The following is an 18026-nucleotide window of genomic DNA, read 5'->3' on the forward strand; positions in this document are numbered from 1 at the left end:
CCGGTAACCGGACCTAGCTACAGTGGGGTGATTTTCGTTGTATTGAATCCAAGCACCAGGATCGGTGAGCAGCCTTCTTGGCCGACGATCAGATTGCCGGTGCGATCGTAAAATGTCGGATCCCCAGATTCATCGACAAAGAACCAATTGCTCCCTGATTGTGCCTTCTGCATGTTCTAAAACTCCCGGCCAACTTGTACTATGGAACCGAGTATTTTCGGCGCACACCCACACGATGTTGCCGTCGTTGGTAGCCGCCTTTTGCAGGCCGCACCAGTGCTGGTCTTGTCTTGTCCACTTCGCGCAGGAAGATGTGCAGCGCGCGCAACGCAGCGCCCTCTGCTTCCACATCCTTGCCCAGGGCCACGTCAAACTCACGTTGCACAAACCGCTCTAGGCGAGCAGCGAAATCGGGCAGGTTCTCATTGGCTGCCAGTTATAACTGAAGCGTGACCTTATCTCCCGGTGCTCGCGTTGTGTCACGATTTGCGCGTGATCTGTCCATTACTGTTGCAGTACCAGTATTTCAGCAGGGTTTCCGGCAGGTCTGCAAGTTTCCTGGCGAATAGTGAAGTGGAATGATTGATCAGTACGTAAAGGTGCGTTCTCGCCCGAGTTACTGCTACATAGGCGAGTCGAGACCTCAAGTCTGGAACGCTGGCACTTTCCCGAACCGCATCCAATCCCACTATTATGGCTGCATCAAACTCAAGGCCCTTGCTACCGTGCAGGGTTGTCAAGAAGACCGCATTGTCCAACTGGGCAAATTTGCGAACTGATAGCCGTTTGAGGCGATCCAGCTTACCGGTCTTAGAATAAAAGGCCCGGAGCTCTACGACGTCATCAGGCCTGACTAATTCATACGGCTTCATCAGGGACGCGAAATCTAATTTTTCGACAAGAGATAGCAGCCAGTCGTGAACTAGAAGTTCACCTGATCGTAGTTCCCATAAGGCTACAAACAACTTCTGGTCGAGTTCGGCACGATGGCGTTCATCATGGATTCCACAAGCAAGTCGCGTGAGTTGACCCCAAAAGGGAAGAAGTTCATGGAAGTAGGTCTCACCGCCTGAACACCACTTTGCCATAGCAAGCACCCAGGCAATCAACTCGAATTTGGCATCGTAGTCCGGATCTTTGTCAATGGTCACGGGGAAGGCCCCATCATCCTCCAGGGCTTTCAGTATGTCCTGAAGCTTTGCTCTTGTCGGTGATAACACGGCGATACGCTTCTTATCGGTCAGCCTTCGAAGACATCGTCGCACTATTGACGCAGTCTGGCTTGACTTTACTTCCACTACATGACAAATACCAGGCGCCTGCAGACTCGACTGGTAACCCGTATTCTCACCGAGCACGACGTTACCAAGATCAATGATATTTTGAGCAGAGCGGTAGTTCGTTCTCAGCGTGACCAGATCATTCGCACTCACTTGGCCCACTGTCTCAGCGAGATCCATCAGAAAATGGGGTTTACTGCCATGTAATTCTTCGTAGATGCATTGGTTTGGATCACCAATAGCAAGCAGGGAGATCTGTCCAGACTTCACAAGGTAGGTTACAAGTTGATGAAATAGCGGACTGAGATCCTGATACTCATCAACGAACCACCAAGGGTATGCTGCGGATAGTGTCATCGCAACAGAGGGGTAGTTCCGCACAAGCTGCAACGACAGCAATTCCACACGAACGAAATCAACCGAGCTCGGATCATTCTTGATCAGGCCATGAGCGTAGTCATGCGCTAATTGCGACCAGTCCAAACCTGCCAGGGCATTTCGACTATATCCATCGGCTTCGGCGAAGACCGAATTACTGAAGCTTCCGGTTTCAGAACAAAAGTACAATCTTCGAAATTTGTCGATGTTGCCCTGAATATTGCGCCACTCATTTTGAGGAGGACGCTTGCCTTGTATCTTGAGCGCCCTATCCAACGCGTCTGAACTCTCTTTCGTTGAAGCGATCCGAAAGGGGGTGGGTATCTGCTCCGGCATCAGTAGCCGACCAACTGGCATGATAATCTCTGCAATGCAAAAGGAATGAACGGTACCGACGTAGGTTGCACCGTCGTTCACTCCCAGTAAACGAAGTTCTTTCTCGAGATTTCCCGCAAGCTGGCGAGAATAGGTGATACAAGCCACCTTCTGAGGAGACCTAACGATGCCATCGAACAGAGTTTGAGCAGCTTTGGTCGTCAGCAAGTACGTCTTGCCAGAGCCAGGCCCGGCAACGACTACTTGGTTCCCTGAAGAACGAAAGGCAGCTCGTTGTTGTGAATCATCTTCGATTTTCGCAACGCGCTTGAGATATTCAGACATAATGACTCTTGTCCTACACTTAGACGGCTACGTCCTCGGGTGCTGCCGACGCAGACGAGACCTCTCTGTCAGTCACTTTGTCTATTGGCAAACCAGGAACTATCTGGAGCACGAATTTGATTGCCTCGTCAATGTATGATGGAACCTTGTTCCAAACTATCTTCTCTGCAAGCCGTTGCGCGAATCTTCCCTTGCCCATGCCTGTAGTCTCAATTCGCCGTATAACCTTATCAATCTCCTTCCGGTCGATTTCCGCACTCATGTTCCTTTGCTGTGTTGGAGTGCCGCCGAGTTCCCTGTAAATCTCAACAAACTGTGGCCCGTAACCAACGGTAAGAAGCTCATCCTCGAGAGTTTGGCGATTGACGAAGATACCAATCTTCGCAAGTGCCTTACGGACATCCTCCCATTTCCTCGTCCTGCAATCTGTCTCGAGTGAGGTAGTCTGCGCGTTGTCGATGAGTTTTGCCAGGTCAATGCCACGCTTTAGCCCAGCATAGTGACAATTGTCGGCCTTATCTTCGCCGTCGGTTTCTAACGCGACAGTTGGGTCACCATCGGTCATTACGGCAAATGGAAGATCAAGCCCTGATGGGCCAACGAATTGCACATACGGTCGAAAATCAATGCCGCAGACGCTACACACACTGATGCCTGCGCCATCAAGTGTGTGGGAAAGCTTTCCTGCCTCCTTGAGCCTCCGGGCAATCTCTGGAACTAAGAAGAATTCAGCATCGCCTTCAACCAGTATTAGGCCTCGGGCAAAGACGATTTCGCCGCGAGTAGCATCTAAGAACCTGCTCAGATCGCGGCGCACCTTCTCATCCAGTTGGGCTATCTTGGAAGTTGATACGGCCACTATGCCGTTCTTGCTGCGTTTGAAGAGCGCAAACCACTCTGGTTCGGCTAGACTAACGATCGTGGGCGAATGAGTCGAAACCAGGATTGGGAGTTCCCGTTTGAAGACATTCTTAAAGACAAGTCTCTGCAGATGGGGGTGCAAATGTGCTTCCGGCTCCTCAATTGCAAGGATCGTAAACTGCGATTGTTGGTTGGGCTTAGCATTGGTGCGGAGACGCTCAAGATACACCAGCCACATGATGAGGTATAGTATGTTCGATAACCCTAGACTGGAATGCTCCAGAGGCAAATCCATCTCTACAAACAGCGTAAGCATTCGCTGCAAATCGTCTGCGTTAGAGGGGAGGAGACCGATTGTGGGGTGTATGGCGTGCTCATCCTCTATGACATCCACCAATAACTCTCTAATGTCTTTCTGTAGTTGCTCAACAGACGTGATCTTCTGTAAGCGTTCCGATGCTGACTTGACTTGTTGAGCCACCTGTCTAAACTCGTCGTCTTGCGCCAGGCTCATAAGTTCAACCATCCGTCGCATTGGAGAGAGGCGCCAACTCTGCATGTCTCTGTCCATATCGCGGAGCGCCGGAACAAGCACCATTCTCACGAAGCTGCGAAAACGTGTCGCCCCTTTTGTATTTGTCTCGTCGTCTCGTGCATATCGTACGATCTCATACTCGTCTTCGCCCAGCGCATCCTCAGGCTTAAGGTTTGGACGAGGACGATAAACAGAGGACAGTTTCGTCTGTAGCGGCTCACCTTCGGTAGAAACTCGGCAATCATGGGCACAGGCTAGCAGATCCTTGTCTTTGGTCGGATCAAAACCAGAAAACCAGACATGAACCTCGATTTGCGTTCCTCTGAACGGAGTGACTCGATGTGAGAAATCGCCTGTGCTTAACTGCCCCCGATAGTTTGAGTCCAATACCAAACGCAACGCCTCGAAAAAGTTCGTCTTCCCGGTACCGTTTTCTCCAAGCAGAACCGCTTTCTCGCTCAGTTGGACTTCAAAGTCCTGTAGGTTTCGGAAATTCTTGATTTGGACTTTCGAGATATACATAGTTGTTGTACCCGCTTGAGATGATTTGGTGTGATCTCAATGAGATTGCGTAGAGCCTCTTACAACTCCCCCGAAACACCTAGGCCAGGCGCTCGGTCTACTGCATCGCCCCGCCCACGTTATGATCGCGGCGCAGGATGTGGCACGCGCCCGCACCATATCGCCCCACAGGGTTTCGTTGGTTTTGCGCTTGATCATAGACATCACGGCTGTTTCGCGAGTCGGTAATAGTCCGTTTTTGGTGCACCGACGAACTCGACGAGACCACGCGCCTTGAGGTCGGTGATGTTGCGCTGGGCTGCGGCCCACGAAACCTGCCATTGTTGCGCCAGGGTCAGCCCAGCCAGATAGTCGCCCGGCCATTATCTGAGCGATGAACCACTGCTGGTGAGCAGTTACAGCCTCATTCAACCTCAGCCGCCATTCGCCGATCACAACCGATCGTTAGCCGCGAGGCATCATGTTTCAAGTTTACCACAATTCCATGCTTACAGAAAACCAACAAGCCGATCCACTGGGAGATCGGCAGGCCCACGAGCAGGGCCGCATGGCAGAGGAAGATAAGGCAGGACACACGGATGCGTAGCGCCGTGGCAACTGGAACTCGACGGGCAAAACGTAGTCCACGATTCTGCAGATTATGCATCTCTGGGTGTCTTGTCCGACTGATAGGCGATCGCCATCGTGTTGCCGGGCAGGAAGTTCGACATCAAGTAGCGCAGCGATTGTTCTCGATCCTTACCGCCATCGTCGCTCAACAGCAACTGCTCGCAGAAGGCGGCAATGTCTTCGACGATCCGTTCATAGCGATAGTACGCCAACGCGTACGCGTCGAGCTCGGCTTGACCATAGCCCTGGTAGAACAGGGTCTCTTCCTCTTGCGGGGTGCGCACGTTACCGAATTGGCCGCCGCCGATAAACATCAAATCTCGCTCTTTGGGCGCCAGGATCGGGTTGTCCCAATCCACGATGTAGAGGGCGCCGCTGGTCGTGATCAAGATGTTGCCGGCGTGAAGATCGGAGTGACAGACAACGAACCCTGGTGATCGAGCCTGAAGCGCCAGGGCGAGCCGTTCTGCGCGGCCGACGAGATCGAGAATCTGAGCCTGCCTGGCCTGCAAAAACAGAGCGAGTCTTGCGGCCACAGGGTCGGCAAACGCCTCGTTCGCCGCGCGCATCAGGAGCTTCCTCACGGTTGCTCGCCAATGCGATGAGTATGTTTCCTGCTGGATATGAGCTGTGAGCGCGGGCGGTACGTCAGCCGTGTGGATGGCCTTGAGCGCTGCGCCGAAATCGGCCCATTGGCGCTCCGACAAGGTGATCTCATAACCATCCCGGCCATCAACAAACGGATAAAGAATGACGGTGAAGGCGTTCAGGCGCGCCCACGGCTGTCCAGTCTTGTTTGTCAGTGGGGCGATGATCTGCGCGACCCCTTGGTCGCTGAGGAATCTGGGCAAGGCCACAGAGGTCTCGTCAAAGATGCCGCTGCGCAGCTTCAGGAAATAGGGCGCACCGTCATCCGCCATGACGCGATAGACGGTCGTGTTCCGATCGGCGCCGAGAGGCAAGAACGTGACCTGAACGGCACGCAACCCATATTCATCCCGCATACAGGTGGCGATTCTTTCGGCTTGGAGATCGTTCATGTGCATGAACGATTATGCCAGAAACCAGCCCCTTGTCAAAGTGCAGCAGATCCAAATGCAGCGCACCTTCAACCACCGAAAACACAGAAAACACAGAGAACACAAAAAACGGCAGGTCAGGCGCCAAGTGGCAGCTTCTTTGCGTTCTGTGTGATCTCTGTAGTCAAATACCAAACGGGCGGCCGTGTGTGGCCGCCCATCCATCCGAACCTGATGCCCTTCAATCGTCGGCGTTGACATCCGCGCCGATGACGCGGAAGCGCCGGGGCATCGGCAGCAGCGATGGCGACTCAACGGCATCGAGTTGGTTGGGTGTCTGCCATGCGGAGCCGCCGTGCAGTTGCGCCGGCTGCGCCACCGGATTGACGATGATCATCGGCTGCGCTTGCGGCGGCGGGCGCGACTCCAGCGGCGCTTGCGGGGTCGGCAGGGAACGACGCATGAGCGACGCAATCAGCAGGCTGGTGGGAATGCTGGCCGCCACACCAACGACCACACCGATCGCCACGGCCATAGACTCCGTGCTCATCCGCTGGCCGACCACGTACGCCAAGACGCCGGCAAAAACCAACAGCGTCAAAGGAATGAGCTTCTTCATTCGTACCTCCCGTGATTGTGCAGTGCAACGCGTGATGGTCAATGTTCACCGTTGCGACGTGTGATGGCGACATGTCACAGCGCGATCAGCTGCCTGGCCTCGGTTGGGCTCCAGCGCCGCGAACGCCGCCCGCCTTCACGCAGCGCGCCCACCAGGCGGCCCAGGGTGCTCTCGCCAATCCAGGCCGCTTGAAAGCGCACGGTCTGGCCCTTGGTCACGAGCAGGAAATCGCCCGCGCCGGTCAGTTTTTCCGCGCCAGAGCCGGCCAGGCCGGTCGCAATCTTCGCTTCTTCCGGGCTGGTGACGCTGCCCACAAGACGCACAGGGAAATTGGCCTTCAGCAGCGGCCCCACGGCCGTACTGGTTGGCTTCTGCGTGCAGCACACAAGGTGAATGCCTGCCTCGCGCCCGCGCTGCGCCAGGCGCGTGAGCAGCCTTTCCACATCCTTGCCGCCAGCCTGCACCAGATCGGCCAGCTCATCTACGGCCACAATCAGACGCGGAGAATCCACCGGGCGCCGCAGTTGGCGCGCCATGGCGTCACGCCGCTCCATCTCGGCCACGAGGTCGCTGAGCACGCTGAGGACTTCTTTCTTGTCGGCCACGAGCGGCCGCAGCAGGTGCGGAAGCCCATCCAGGGGGCCAAAGCCGCGTCCCTTGGGGTCAATCAGCACCATTTGCAAGGCGCCCTGGCGATTGTGCATGGCGAGCGAGGAAAGCAGCGCGCGCGCCAACGCGGTCTTACCGCTGCCGGTCGTGCCGACGATCAGGACATGGGTCACATCGGGCGACGACAGGCGCAGAAGGAGAGGCGTCTGTTCTTCGTCAACGCCCAGGACGCCGGTGATGGGAGGAATGGTGGCGAGGCGCGCGCACAGCGGCACCAGTTCGATACGCGGCGCGGCAGTTTCACGAGCCACTTCGATGCTGATCTTGTCGCCATCGCGAAAGATGCGCGTCGAACGGGCGCCCAACGCCAGGGCAATCTCTTCAGCCAGCGCGCCCACGCGGTTGATTCGAGTGCCCATCGGCGTCACCAAATCAAAACGCACGAAGCGAGCGGTGACGGTGCCCCCCGCCACCCGTCCGCCCACCTTATGGCTGGCCAACACCGCCTCGATGCGGTCTGCCTGCATGTCGAGTTTGCGCTGCATAGGATGATCCTCCTCGGACGCTCCGTGCGTCGCCGGCTTCCTGCCAGAAGCGGGCGCTGATGGAGGCGGGCCGTCACGTCCGACGGTGCGCGGCCCCACCCAAAAACCTGGTACACTGGTAGGGCCGGCGAAAGGATCTTCTCTTATGTGCGCAAAACCAACGATTGCCCTAATCGAACAAGTGTTCTTAGTATATCAGAACATTTGTTCTATGTCAAGATGTACGAATGACGAATTTGCCAGCAGATTGGGCGCTCCGCGGAAAGACAGCGCGGGGCTGCGATCATGACGCCGAGGGCGGGATCTCCAGGCGCAGCTGCGTCAGGAACTGCTGCATGAATTCGGTGCGCGACCTGGCTTCTGCGCGCGCGCTCGCCGTGTGCATAAGATCGCCCAGGCGCAGCAGCTTGACGTAGAAGTGGTCGAGGACGGCGGTCGTATCGTCCGGCGGCCGCTGGTCAGGGAAGGGCTGGGCGCTGTCATACAGCGGCTTGCGCTGCGAACCGCCCAACAGCAGGCAGCGGGCGATGCCGATCGCGCCGATGGCGTCGAGGCGGTCGGCGTCTTGCACGACCATAGCCTCCAGTGTCGCTGGCGCGATGCCCGCAGAAAAACTGTGCGCGGCGATGGCGTGTTCGATGGCTGGAATCAAGGATGGCAGGTAGCCGCTGGCGCGTAGGAATTCGCCGGCGGCCGCGGCCGCCAGCGTGGAGGCGTGGCCGCGCTGCGGCGACGACTTGGGCAGCAGAACGCAGTCATGCAGCCACGCCGCAGGCAGCACGATTTCCAGGTGGGCGCCCTCGGCTAAGGCTATTCGGCGCGCGACAACGACTACCCGGCGTACGTGCTCCAGGTCGTGGGCGGGGTCGGCATCGGCCAGGCGCGGACGCAGGAACTCCAGGCAGCGCGCGGCCCAGAGCGTTTCGTCAAATGGTCGTGTTGGTGGATTCATGGGGTCCGGTATAGCACGGAAAGATGAGGGATGACAGATGAAACATTACACAGTGGAGATGGCGACCGCGGCGGCGTGCAGCGAGGCGCTGGCGATTGGCTGAATCGTTCGTTCTCAGGTAAAATCTATGCGTCTGTGCGTTTTAGAGACAGCATCCCCGAATTCTTTGCCCACCGTTGACCCGGCGACGCCGGGTGCGCGGCCGAGCAGAAGGCGTTGGCATTGGTTGTGGAAGAACTCCATGGTACATCCCGGGCATCGTTAATTCAGGTTCTACGTAATCGCGGCTTTTCACGCCTGTGGGCGGCCCAAGCCATCTCGTTGACGGCGCAATCCATGGTCAATTTTGCCGTCATTGTCTTAACCGAGCGGGTCACGCAGCGGTCTTTGTTCACCAGCCTGGCCATCCTGTCCTTCGTGATCCCGCCCGTGCTTGTCGGCGCCTTTGCAGGCGTGGTGGTGGATCGCTCGAACAAGCCCTTCATGCTGTGGATCACCAACCTCCTGCGCACGGGGCTGATGATCGGCTACTTTCTATTCGATCGTGACTGGTCGCCAGTGGTTTTGCTCTCTGGCATCTTCCTGATCACGGCGCTGTTTGCCGCCGTATCGCAGTTCTTCGGCCCAGCCGAAGCCGCCACGATTCCACTGTTGGTGCCGCGTCACCAACTCCTGTCAGCCAATGCGCTCTTTGCCACCACCTACAACGCATCCCTGGTCGTAGGGATGGCGATTCTTGGCCCGCTCCTGGTGACATTCCTCGGCCTGCGGCGTTTATGGCTTTTCATTGCGGTCTTGTACGGTCTCTGCACCATCCTGGTGGCGCGCCTGCCATCGGGCGATCGCAGCCAGGAACGCCCCCTGCGCGCCATTCTGCGCGAGTCAACCGATGGCCTGGCCGCGACCTTCTATCGCGAGTTCTGGCTGCCGGTGCGCGAGGGCTGGTCGTTCATGGCCAATTATCCGCCCGTGCGCACGGCCACCATTAACCTGTCGCTCGCCTCAACCATTCTGCTGGTGGTCGCGACGCTCGGCCCAGGCTTTGTCAGCCGCGTGCTCGGTCGCAACCCGGAAGACGTGAGCTTCCTGCTGCTGCCGGCCAGCCTGGGCATGGTATTGGGCATTGTGCTGGTGGGCCGCGTCGTGCGCCGCACCGGCCCTTCACGCCTGATCAGCCTGAGCATGGTGAGCGGCGCGCTCTTCCTGGCCGGCCTGGCCTTGTCGCCCACATGGGGCGCCAGCCTGGCGCATCTAATTTGGGGAGCCGCCGCGCCAGCCAACCTCGTCGGCGATATCATTTTAGGCGGCGCCGTGGTGATGGCGATGGGGCTGGGTGTGGTCAATTCCTTCATCACCGTACCCGCCTACACGCAGCTGCAAGAGGAAACGGATGAGAACATGCGCGGCCGGGTCTTCGCCTCGCTGTTCATGATTACCGGCACTCTCTCCATGCTTCCCGTGCTTTTTGCCGGCGCGCTGGCCGATTGGCTGGGGCTGATCACCGTCATGGTCGTGGTCGCGGTCGTCATGGGCGCGGCCGGCTTGGTCACTATGGGCCGCCACTCTCCTGCGCCTCAACCAGGCGCGTAAGCCGACGGGCCGCCCGGAGCCTAAGCCTGAACGCACGAGCGCCACGCTGGTAGTCTTGGCGACGAGCAGCAGCAGTGCGCACGACACCCCAAAGTTGACACGTATCATTCCGCTGGTTGCGCCCGGTGGGCGATCTGTCAGGTATCTGTCGCTGACCTATGGGGCGCCAGGCCGCCGGCTGCTCCATAATCAACGGACTCTGTATGCGCGACTGCCGCCCGTTGCCCCGCGGATGACGGCATAAGCGGTGCAAATCACGAATTTCGGAGGCGCCTATGTTGTACGGGGAAAGGGTTCGTCTACGGGCCGTCGAGCGCACGGATCTGCCAACGTTCGTGCGCTGGTTCAACGATCCAGACGTGCGCCAGTATGTGCTGATGTCCGAACCGATGTCCATGGCGATGGAGGAGCGCTGGTTCGAGAATCGGCTGAGCCGCACCGATGATTATCTCTTCGGCATCGAAGCGCACGTCGGCGACGCGTGGGTTCACATTGGCAACAACGGTCTGCACCGTATTGACTGGAAGAGCCGCATTGCCACCTTTGGCATTGCGCTGGGCGAAAAGGCCTATTGGGGCCAGGGTTACGGCACGGACGCCACGCGCACCATCCTTCGGTTTGCGTTTGGCGAGCTGAACCTGCACCGCGTCGAGCTCGATGTCTACGACTTCAACCCGCGCGGCATTCGCTGCTACGAAAAGGCCGGCTTCCGCCATGAAGGCGTCAGGCGCCAGGCCATCTTCCGCAACGGCCAGTACCACGATGTGCTGACCATGTCGGTTTTACAGCACGAATTCATGATGCCCGGCGCCTGAACCGTCCTATGACGGCCGCAGCGCGCGGCGCAGCACCTTACCATTCGCGGTGCGGGGCAGATCGGGCACAAAATAGACCAGACGCGGGCATTTGTAGCGGGCGAGGTGGGCAGCGGCAAAGGTCATGATCTCCTCAGCGCTGATGCGCTGGCCGGCGGCCGGGATGACATAGGCCGCGATGACTGTCTTGTCAGGACCGACCGCCTCGCCCACCACCGCGCAGTCCGCTACGCCCGGGTGATCCTTCAGCACGCGCTCCACCTCGAAGGGCGACACCCGATAGCCAAAGCTCTTGATGATGTCATCCTTGCGCCCCAAAAACCAGAAATAGCCGTCCGCATCTTGCCGCGCATAGTCGCCGGTCAGAAACCAACCGCCCCGGCGCACGCGCGCCGTCTCATCCGGCTGGTTCCAGTAGCGCAAGAACAGACCGGGATCATCCTCGGCAATGCAGATCATCCCCTCTTCGCCCACCGCGACCTCGTGCAGATCAGCGTCCAGCAGTTTGACGGTGTGCCCCGGCTGCGGAAAACCGACCGCGCCCGGCCGCAGCGGGCGACTGCGCGGCTGCGAGAGGTAGTAAGAGCATTCTGACATGCCGATGGCTTCGTAAATGTCAAGACCGAAGCGTCGGCGCCAGCCGTTCAACACATCGTCCGAAAGATGTTCACCCGCGCACATGCAGTGGCGCAGCGTGGGCACATCGGCCGCGCCGCAGGCAGTCTTGGAGAGAATCTGGCGGTAGACGCTGGGCACGCCGATGAAGATCGTGGCCCCATGCCTGGCAATCAGGCGCGGCCAGCGCGCCGCGTCCGCTTGACCGGCAAAGACGATGACGGTATGCCCCAGGTAGAGCGGGTCCATCAAGGCCGTACCAAGCACGTAGGTCCAGTTGAAGGCGCCCGAGTGCACAATGCGATCCTGGCCCTGGAAATCAAACCAGGCGCGCCAGGCCGGCGCATGGCCCAGCAGGGCGCGATGTGCGTGCAGCACGCCCTTGGGGTAGCCGCTGGTGCCAGAGGTGTACACCAGGTAGGCCGGATCATCCCCCCGCGTGGCCGGCGCGCAGCCTGAGTCAGGCTGCTCTGCCAGCAGTTTGGTCAGAGCGTAAGCCTGCGCACGCTGCCGGCCCGCGGCATCTGCTACAATCGGCGCGGAAGCGCCCGTCAGCAGCACATGGCGCAGGTCAGGCAGGACGGGCAGCTGCGCGGCCAGCGGCAACCAGGAGTCCGCGTCCGTTACCAGGACGCTGGCGCCCGCGTCTGCGGCCACGTAGGCCAGTTCATCGGCCGTCAACTGCGGCGATGTCGGCGCGGCAATGGCGCCGGCCTTGAGCGCGCCCAAGAACACCGTGGGGAAATCCAGGCTGTTGGGCAGACGAATGAGGACCCGCGCCCCGGCGGCGACGCTCAGCGCGGTCAGGACGTGGGCAAAACGACTGCTGCTGGCCGCCAGCTCGGCGTAGGTCGCCTGCTGCACGGCGCCGCCTTCATCCTCAACGATCATCGCCGCCTGGCCGGCGCGTGACGTGTGCAGGTGCGCATCCGTGCAGGCCGCGCCGATGTTGAACGACGCAAGTTCCTGGTCAGGCATAGCGGGTCAGGCCGCCTTGTAGCCAATCATGCGCAGGAAGCCTTTGCGCCAGGCGATGTCCTCCTCGCCCTCGATTCCCTGCGGCGACGCGCCGTCAATCACGCCGAGGATGCCGCGGCCCTGCATGGTCTGCGCGACAATCACCTCAACCGGATTGGCCGTGGCGCAGAAAATGCGACATACTTCCGGCACCTGTTTGAGCGCGTTCAGCACGTTGACCGGATAGAAACCTTCTCCCAAGAACAAGATGAAGGTATGACCGGCGCCGAGGGCCAGTGCATTCTGCTGCGCCAACTCGATCATCTCCGGGTTGGTGCCGCTCCAGCGCACCAGGCATTTGCCCGACGCCTCGCAGAAGGCCAGGCCAAATTGAATGCCCGGCACGGCGTTGATCAAGGCTTCGTGGATATCCTCGATAGTCTTGATGAAATGCGATTGACCCAGAATGACATTGATGGCTTCTGGTTTCACGATCTGAATGGTGGTTAGTTCCATGATTCACGCGTCCTTTATGAGCCGTTATCACGCCGACGAGCCTGCGCGCGATCGGCGCGGCGCCGACCGGTTTCAGCTCTATTATACACGACACAATCAAACGGGCGAGAAGCAAAGGGCCAAAACGATAGCGGCGCGGCCGTGATTTTCTACGCTCCATGCCGTCATAAACTAGACGAAGGAGGTCAACGTGGATGCAGTAACCCTGGGGTTGTTTATTCTAGGATTGGCCCTGCTGATCGCAGGCGCCGAAGTGCTCGTGCGGGGCGCAGCGCGGCTGGCGCGCAGCCTGGGCATCTCGCCGATCATCATTGGATTGACCGTGGTCGCGTTTTGCACCAGCGCGCCCGAACTGGCTGTGGGGCTGCAGGCCAGTCTGGGCGGCGAGGCCGATATTGCCCTGGGCAATGTCATTGGCAGCAACATCTTCAACGTCCTCTTCATTCTTGGGATCTCGGCGTTGATCGGCCCGCTGGTTGTTCATCAACGCTTGATCCAGCTGGATGTTCCCTTGATGATCGGGTTGTCCGCGGCCGTGTTCCTGATGGCTCTGGACGGTCGTATTGGTCGCGTGGACGGTTTGCTGCTGGTGCTGGGGGCAATTGCCTACACCATCTTTGCCGTGCGCGCCAGCCGCCACACCGAGCCTGACGTGCAGCGAGAATACGAAAAGGAATTTGACGCCGGCCGCCAATCCTCGCGCGTGGTTGACCTGCTTCTCATCATTGGCGGGCTGGTGATGCTGGTGCTCGGCGCGCGCTGGTTGGTGGGAGGCGCGGTGTCTCTGGCCCGCGTCTTGGGTCTAAGCGAACTGATCATCGGATTGACCATCATTGCCGCGGGCACGTCGCTGCCAGAGGTAGCCACATCGGTCATCGCCAGTTTGCGCGGCGAGCGTGATATTGCCGTAGGCAACGTCGTGGGCAGTAACTTGTTCAACCTCCTGTTCGTGCTTGGCGCTTGCAGTCTAGCGTCGGCGCAAGGCATCGCCGTGCCCACCGCGGCGCTGCGCTTGGACCTGCCCGTCATGCTGGCCGTCGCGTTCGCTTGCTTGCCGATCTTCTTCACTGGCTATCGGATTGCGCGTTGGGAAGGCGCGCTTTTGTTCGGATACTACGTCGCCTACACGATTTACCTGGTGCTCGATGCCGTTGGTCATGATGCGCTGCCGACCTTCAGCGCCGTCATGCTGCTGTTCGTCGTGCCGTTGACCATCATCACCCTGGCGGTCGTCGTGGTGCGCCAAACCAGGCTGAACCGTGCAGAAGCCAGCTCGTAACCGCGGCCGCCCGTGTAGGTGCGCCGTGGGTCGTGTTTGGTTGATCATCCCGCGCCGAAGGGAAATCTGGCAGCTTACGCCAGGAACAAAGCGCGTGGAACTGCGTATTGGCTGACAGAAAAGGGGCGTGATATGCAGTATCATGCTCATCGTGCCAGCATGACAAACGCCGGCGTGCGCTTGAAAAATCCGCGCCGCCCGCAGGTTCAATGGCAATGAGGAGTAAAAATGGTTGATTTGAGTTTACTGAGCAATAAGCTTGCCTGGCTGGCTGTGATACCAGTCCTGGGCATTCTCGTTTTTTGGCATGAGCTCGGCCACTTTCTGGCTGCGCTCTGGATGAAGGTCAAGGTCGAGGAGTTTGGATTTGGGTACCCGCCGCGCATGGCGACGCTCTTCGAGCGCAAAGGCATCAAGTTCACGCTCAACTGGCTGCCGTTGGGCGGCTTTGTACGCATGGCCGGGGAAGAAAGCGGGTTTGACAGCGAGGGCAGCCTCAATTCCAAGAAGCCCTATCAGCGCGCGATCGTGCTGCTGGCCGGACCGCTGATGAACTTGATCCTCGCGCCAATTCTGTACGCCATCGTCTTCACATCGGGCGTTTCCTACCCCCTGGGGAAGGTCGAAATCAATGCCGTCGCGCCAGGATCGCCCGCCGTACAGGCTGGCTTGCAGGTGGGGGATCAGTTCCTGCTCGTGGGCGATACTCGTCCAACCAGCACGGACGATGTGCGCGCGGCCATCTTGCAGAATCGCGGCCGGCCGCTGCCCATCACCATCCTGCGCGGCGGACAAACGCTCAACCTGACCATCACGCCCCGCACGGCGGCTGAGACGCCCGCGGGCGAAGGCGCAGCAGGCATCGCGATTGAACGTGGGTTGATCACAGCCGCCAACTTCGGCCAGGCCCTGACCATGGGCGTACAGCGCACCGGCGAAGTGGTCATCCTGATGACCACAGGCCTCGGCCAATTGGTCCGCAGCCTGATCGCGCCCGCGCCCGATGCAGCCCCCATGGGCGGCGTCGCCGGCCCCGTCGGCATCGCTCGCATCACCGGGGAATTGGCGCGCCAGGGCATCTTGCCGCTCATCGAGCTGACCGCTTTTCTGAGTCTCAACTTCTTCATCATCAACCTGCTGCCGCTGCCCGCGCTGGACGGCGGACGACTGGTGTTTGTGCTGCTGGAAGCGCTTCGCCGCGGCAAGCGCATCCCGCCTGAGCGCGAAGCGCTGGTGCATTTGGTCGGGATGGTGGGGCTTTTGGCGCTGATGGCGGTGATTTCGTACTTCGACCTGTCGGCCTGGTGGAGCGGCGCGCCTCTCTTCCCGGCGCAATAAGTCAGCTACCGATTCAATCTCCAAACGACCCGGCAAAGTTGGGCTTCCAAACCGGCGGTGTTATAATCACCGCCGGTTTCCTTATGCAAAAACTCCGCCTTCTCACATCGCCCATCACCGCGCTTTTCTGGCTGACGGCCGGCAGCGTCTGGTTTGTCTGGCACGGCTGGCAGGCCGTCCATCACCCAAGCTCAAGCGCCACGCCAGGCTACTTCGACTGGTTCCGCTACCTGGACCGTCTGACCCCGACATGGGGCGCGGCCTTGATCCTCGCGCTGCTGCTCATGCTGGCGGGCGGCTGGCTCCTCTGGCGTAACGCCCGTTTTGACCGTTGGCTGGCGGGGGCAACCCTGGTCGGATTGCTGGCCCTGGCTCTGCGCCGGCCAGCCGTCAACGGCCTCAGCCTGTTGCTGCTGATCGTGCTTGCCGCGGTGACGGCCGCGGCCGGCCGCTGGCTGATGCGCCGCCTGGGATTGCTCACCGACGGGACCGCAGCGACGCTCTTCTTCGCGTGGATTATCGGCTGCGGCCTGCTGATCTTGACTGCCCTGGCGCTGGGCCTTGTGCACGGGCTGTCTGCCTGGACTTTGGGCGCGGCGCTGATCGTGGGCGCGCTGGTGTCATGGCGCGATCTACGCTGGCTGGTGCGATCGGCGCTCGCCTGGCATCCCGCGCTGCCCGCCGCCAGCAGTCAGCGGCTCCTGGCGCTGGCGCTGGCCCCCTTTGCACTGCTTGATTTGCTGGGCGCGCTGGCCCCCAGCGCCGCGTTCGACGCCACCTGGTACCATCTCTTCATCCCGCGCTTGTTCTTGCAGGCTGGCAGCCTGGCCTATTTCCCCGCGCACTACCGCAGCTTGTGGCCTGGCAATGTGGAGATGCTCAATCTGTGGGGCCTGGCGCTGGCCGGCGACCAACTGGCGCAGTTGATCGGGTTAGGCCTGACGCTGCTGCTGCTCCTGGGCGTCTTTGTCGCCGCGCGCCAGTGGTTTGGCGCGCAGGTTGGACTGCTCGCCGTCGTGCTTCTTTTCTCCACGCCGGATATTGCCACTTATGCCCCTTCGGCCTATGTGGACATTCCCCTGGCTCTGTTCCTGTTGGCGGCAGCGCTGGCCTGGCTGCGCTGGCATGCCACGGACGCGCCGGGCTGGCTGCTCATCGCTGCGCTGAGCGCGGGCCTGGCGGCCGGGACGAAACTCTTGGGCTGGCCTTACCTGGCGCTGTTTGGGCTGACAACCCTGGCGCGTTTATTCTGGCGGCCGGCCGCGGCCGGCCGCGGGCGGCTGCTGGCGGCCGTTATCCTCGTCGCCGCGCTGCCTTCGCTGCCCTGGCTCGCCCGCGCCTGGATGCTGGGCGGCGATCCAATTATCCCCTTTGGCTACCGTTGGTTTGCCGAAACAACCTGGAACCGCTGCGCTGATCTTCTGCACCGCGCCCACTTTGCTTATGTTGGCGTTGGCCGCGTGCGCAGCGCAGCCAGCCTGGGGGTGGCCCTGCAGTTGGTCGCCCTGTACGCCAGCGGCATCTGGCTCAGCCTGGCCTGGCCGTTGACTCTGCTGCGGCTGTTGGCTGGGGAGTTCGGCGACAAGCGACGTGCCGTTTTCGGGCTACTGGCGGCTGGCGCGCTGCTGACCATTGTCCAGGCCGTTCTCTTTCCCATGCCGCGCTTCTTTGTCATGGCCCAGGCCGTAGGCGCGATCGCCGCGGCCGCATGCACCTGGCCGCTGCTGACGCGCGGCCGCGGCTGGGCGCGCAACGCCGCGGCGATCTTATTGGTCTTCGTCACGATGCTTGGTCTGGCCCATGCAGCGTCTGCGCGGCTCGACGCCCCGCGGGTGGTGCTGGGGCTGGAAAGCGAAAGCGCCGCCTTGAGCCGGGGTCTGCCCGAATACGCGGCCATGGCCTGGGCTAACCAGCATCTCCCGATCAACGCGCGTGTGCTGAATTGGTCGCTGCGCGGCTCGTTCCTGGCGCGTGACCAGGCGCCGGTTGACCCGGCCTTCCAGGGGCTGCTCGATTTTGGCGCGCTGACGGACGCGCAGCGCTTCCTGGCGCGGCTGCACGAATTGGGGATCACACATCTGCTCGTGCTGCCGGATGGCAGCCAATTTTTCTATCCCCAGGGTCGCGAAGTGGCCGCGAACCTGGATGCCTTTCTAGCCGCGGTAGCTGACCGCCTGACGCTTTTGCACGAAGAAAATGGCACGCGTCTCTACGCGCTCGACACGCAGGGCAGCGCGCCGCCCATTCCCCTGCCAGGCCTGGAACTTTGCCGCTAGTCAACAAGAAAGCCCGGCTTCGGTGAGAAGTCGGGCTTTTTGTGTAGAAGA

Annotated in this window: 15 protein-coding genes; 5 read left to right on the top strand and 10 right to left on the bottom strand. The window is 60.2% G+C overall.

Annotated elements, in window-relative coordinates; translation table 11 throughout:
• Positions 1-17: 17 nt before the first annotated feature.
• The 8 genes from ACPQ6D_RS16320 to ACPQ6D_RS16355 form a co-directional block, all read right to left on the bottom strand.
• Positions 18-173: a hypothetical protein gene (locus tag ACPQ6D_RS16320; RefSeq protein ID WP_423225412.1), complete on the bottom strand. Its 156-nt coding sequence runs from the start codon at positions 171-173 to the stop codon at positions 18-20.
• Between the two features lie 26 nt (positions 174-199).
• Positions 200-385: a hypothetical protein gene (locus ACPQ6D_RS16325; protein WP_423225413.1), complete on the bottom strand. Its 186-nt coding sequence runs from the start codon at positions 383-385 to the stop codon at positions 200-202.
• Positions 386-479: 94 nt separating this feature from the next.
• Positions 480-2318 carry a UvrD-helicase domain-containing protein gene (locus tag ACPQ6D_RS16330; protein ID WP_423225414.1) on the bottom strand — a complete coding sequence of 613 codons (1839 nt, stop codon included), beginning with the start codon at positions 2316-2318 and terminating at the stop codon, positions 480-482.
• Between the two features lie 19 nt (positions 2319-2337).
• Entirely contained in the window at positions 2338-4236 is a 1899-nt protein-coding gene (locus ACPQ6D_RS16335; protein ID WP_423225415.1) for an ATP-dependent nuclease, read from the bottom strand.
• 638 nt (positions 4237-4874) lie between these two features.
• Positions 4875-5831 carry a phosphotransferase gene (locus tag ACPQ6D_RS16340; protein WP_423225416.1) on the bottom strand — a complete coding sequence of 319 codons (957 nt, stop codon included), beginning with the start codon at positions 5829-5831 and terminating at the stop codon, positions 4875-4877.
• 274 nt (positions 5832-6105) lie between these two features.
• Positions 6106-6483, bottom strand: a complete 378-nt coding sequence (locus tag ACPQ6D_RS16345) for a hypothetical protein (protein WP_423225417.1) — start codon at positions 6481-6483, stop codon at positions 6106-6108.
• Positions 6484-6557: 74 nt separating this feature from the next.
• Entirely contained in the window at positions 6558-7736 is a 1179-nt protein-coding gene (locus ACPQ6D_RS16350; protein WP_423225418.1) for a DNA translocase FtsK, read from the bottom strand.
• A gap of 184 nt (positions 7737-7920) precedes the next feature.
• Positions 7921-8589 carry an HD domain-containing protein gene (locus ACPQ6D_RS16355; protein ID WP_423225419.1) on the bottom strand — a complete coding sequence of 223 codons (669 nt, stop codon included), beginning with the start codon at positions 8587-8589 and terminating at the stop codon, positions 7921-7923.
• Between the two features lie 228 nt (positions 8590-8817).
• Between ACPQ6D_RS16355 and ACPQ6D_RS16360 the strand changes: the two genes are divergently transcribed.
• Both ACPQ6D_RS16360 and ACPQ6D_RS16365 read left to right on the top strand, forming a co-directional pair.
• Positions 8818-10179: an MFS transporter gene (locus ACPQ6D_RS16360; RefSeq protein WP_423225420.1), complete on the top strand. Its 1362-nt coding sequence runs from the start codon at positions 8818-8820 to the stop codon at positions 10177-10179.
• 275 nt (positions 10180-10454) lie between these two features.
• On the top strand, positions 10455-10994 hold the full coding sequence (locus ACPQ6D_RS16365) for a GNAT family N-acetyltransferase (protein ID WP_423225421.1): 540 nt from the start codon (positions 10455-10457) through the stop codon (positions 10992-10994).
• Between the two features lie 6 nt (positions 10995-11000).
• Here ACPQ6D_RS16365 and ACPQ6D_RS16370 read toward each other — a convergent pair whose 3' ends face one another.
• Together ACPQ6D_RS16370 and ACPQ6D_RS16375 are read right to left on the bottom strand one after the other, a co-directional pair.
• Positions 11001-12587, bottom strand: coding sequence for an acetate--CoA ligase (locus ACPQ6D_RS16370; protein WP_423225422.1), 1587 nt, complete (start codon positions 12585-12587; stop codon positions 11001-11003).
• 6 nt (positions 12588-12593) lie between these two features.
• The gene (locus ACPQ6D_RS16375; RefSeq protein WP_423225423.1) at positions 12594-13082 is read right to left on the bottom strand and encodes an adenosine-specific kinase; all 489 of its coding nucleotides are present in this window, start codon (positions 13080-13082) and stop codon (positions 12594-12596) included.
• Between the two features lie 190 nt (positions 13083-13272).
• Between ACPQ6D_RS16375 and ACPQ6D_RS16380 the strand changes: the two genes are divergently transcribed.
• The 3 genes from ACPQ6D_RS16380 to ACPQ6D_RS16390 all read left to right on the top strand — a co-directional run bounded on the left by ACPQ6D_RS16380 (position 13273) and on the right by ACPQ6D_RS16390 (position 17975).
• A complete protein-coding gene (locus tag ACPQ6D_RS16380) occupies positions 13273-14361 on the top strand; it encodes a calcium/sodium antiporter (protein ID WP_423225424.1) in 1089 nt (362 codons plus the stop codon).
• 228 nt (positions 14362-14589) lie between these two features.
• Positions 14590-15699 (top strand): M50 family metallopeptidase, encoded by a 1110-nt coding sequence (locus tag ACPQ6D_RS16385; RefSeq protein WP_423225425.1) that lies wholly within the window; start codon positions 14590-14592, stop codon positions 15697-15699.
• An 83-nt stretch (positions 15700-15782) separates the two neighbouring features.
• On the top strand, positions 15783-17975 hold the full coding sequence (locus ACPQ6D_RS16390) for a glycosyltransferase family 39 protein (RefSeq protein WP_423225426.1): 2193 nt from the start codon (positions 15783-15785) through the stop codon (positions 17973-17975).
• The last annotated feature ends 51 nt before the right edge of the window (positions 17976-18026 follow it).

It is taken from the genome of Candidatus Amarolinea aalborgensis (assembly GCF_900491745.1).
GTDB lineage: Bacteria > Chloroflexota > Anaerolineae > SSC4 > Amarolineaceae > Amarolinea > Amarolinea aalborgensis.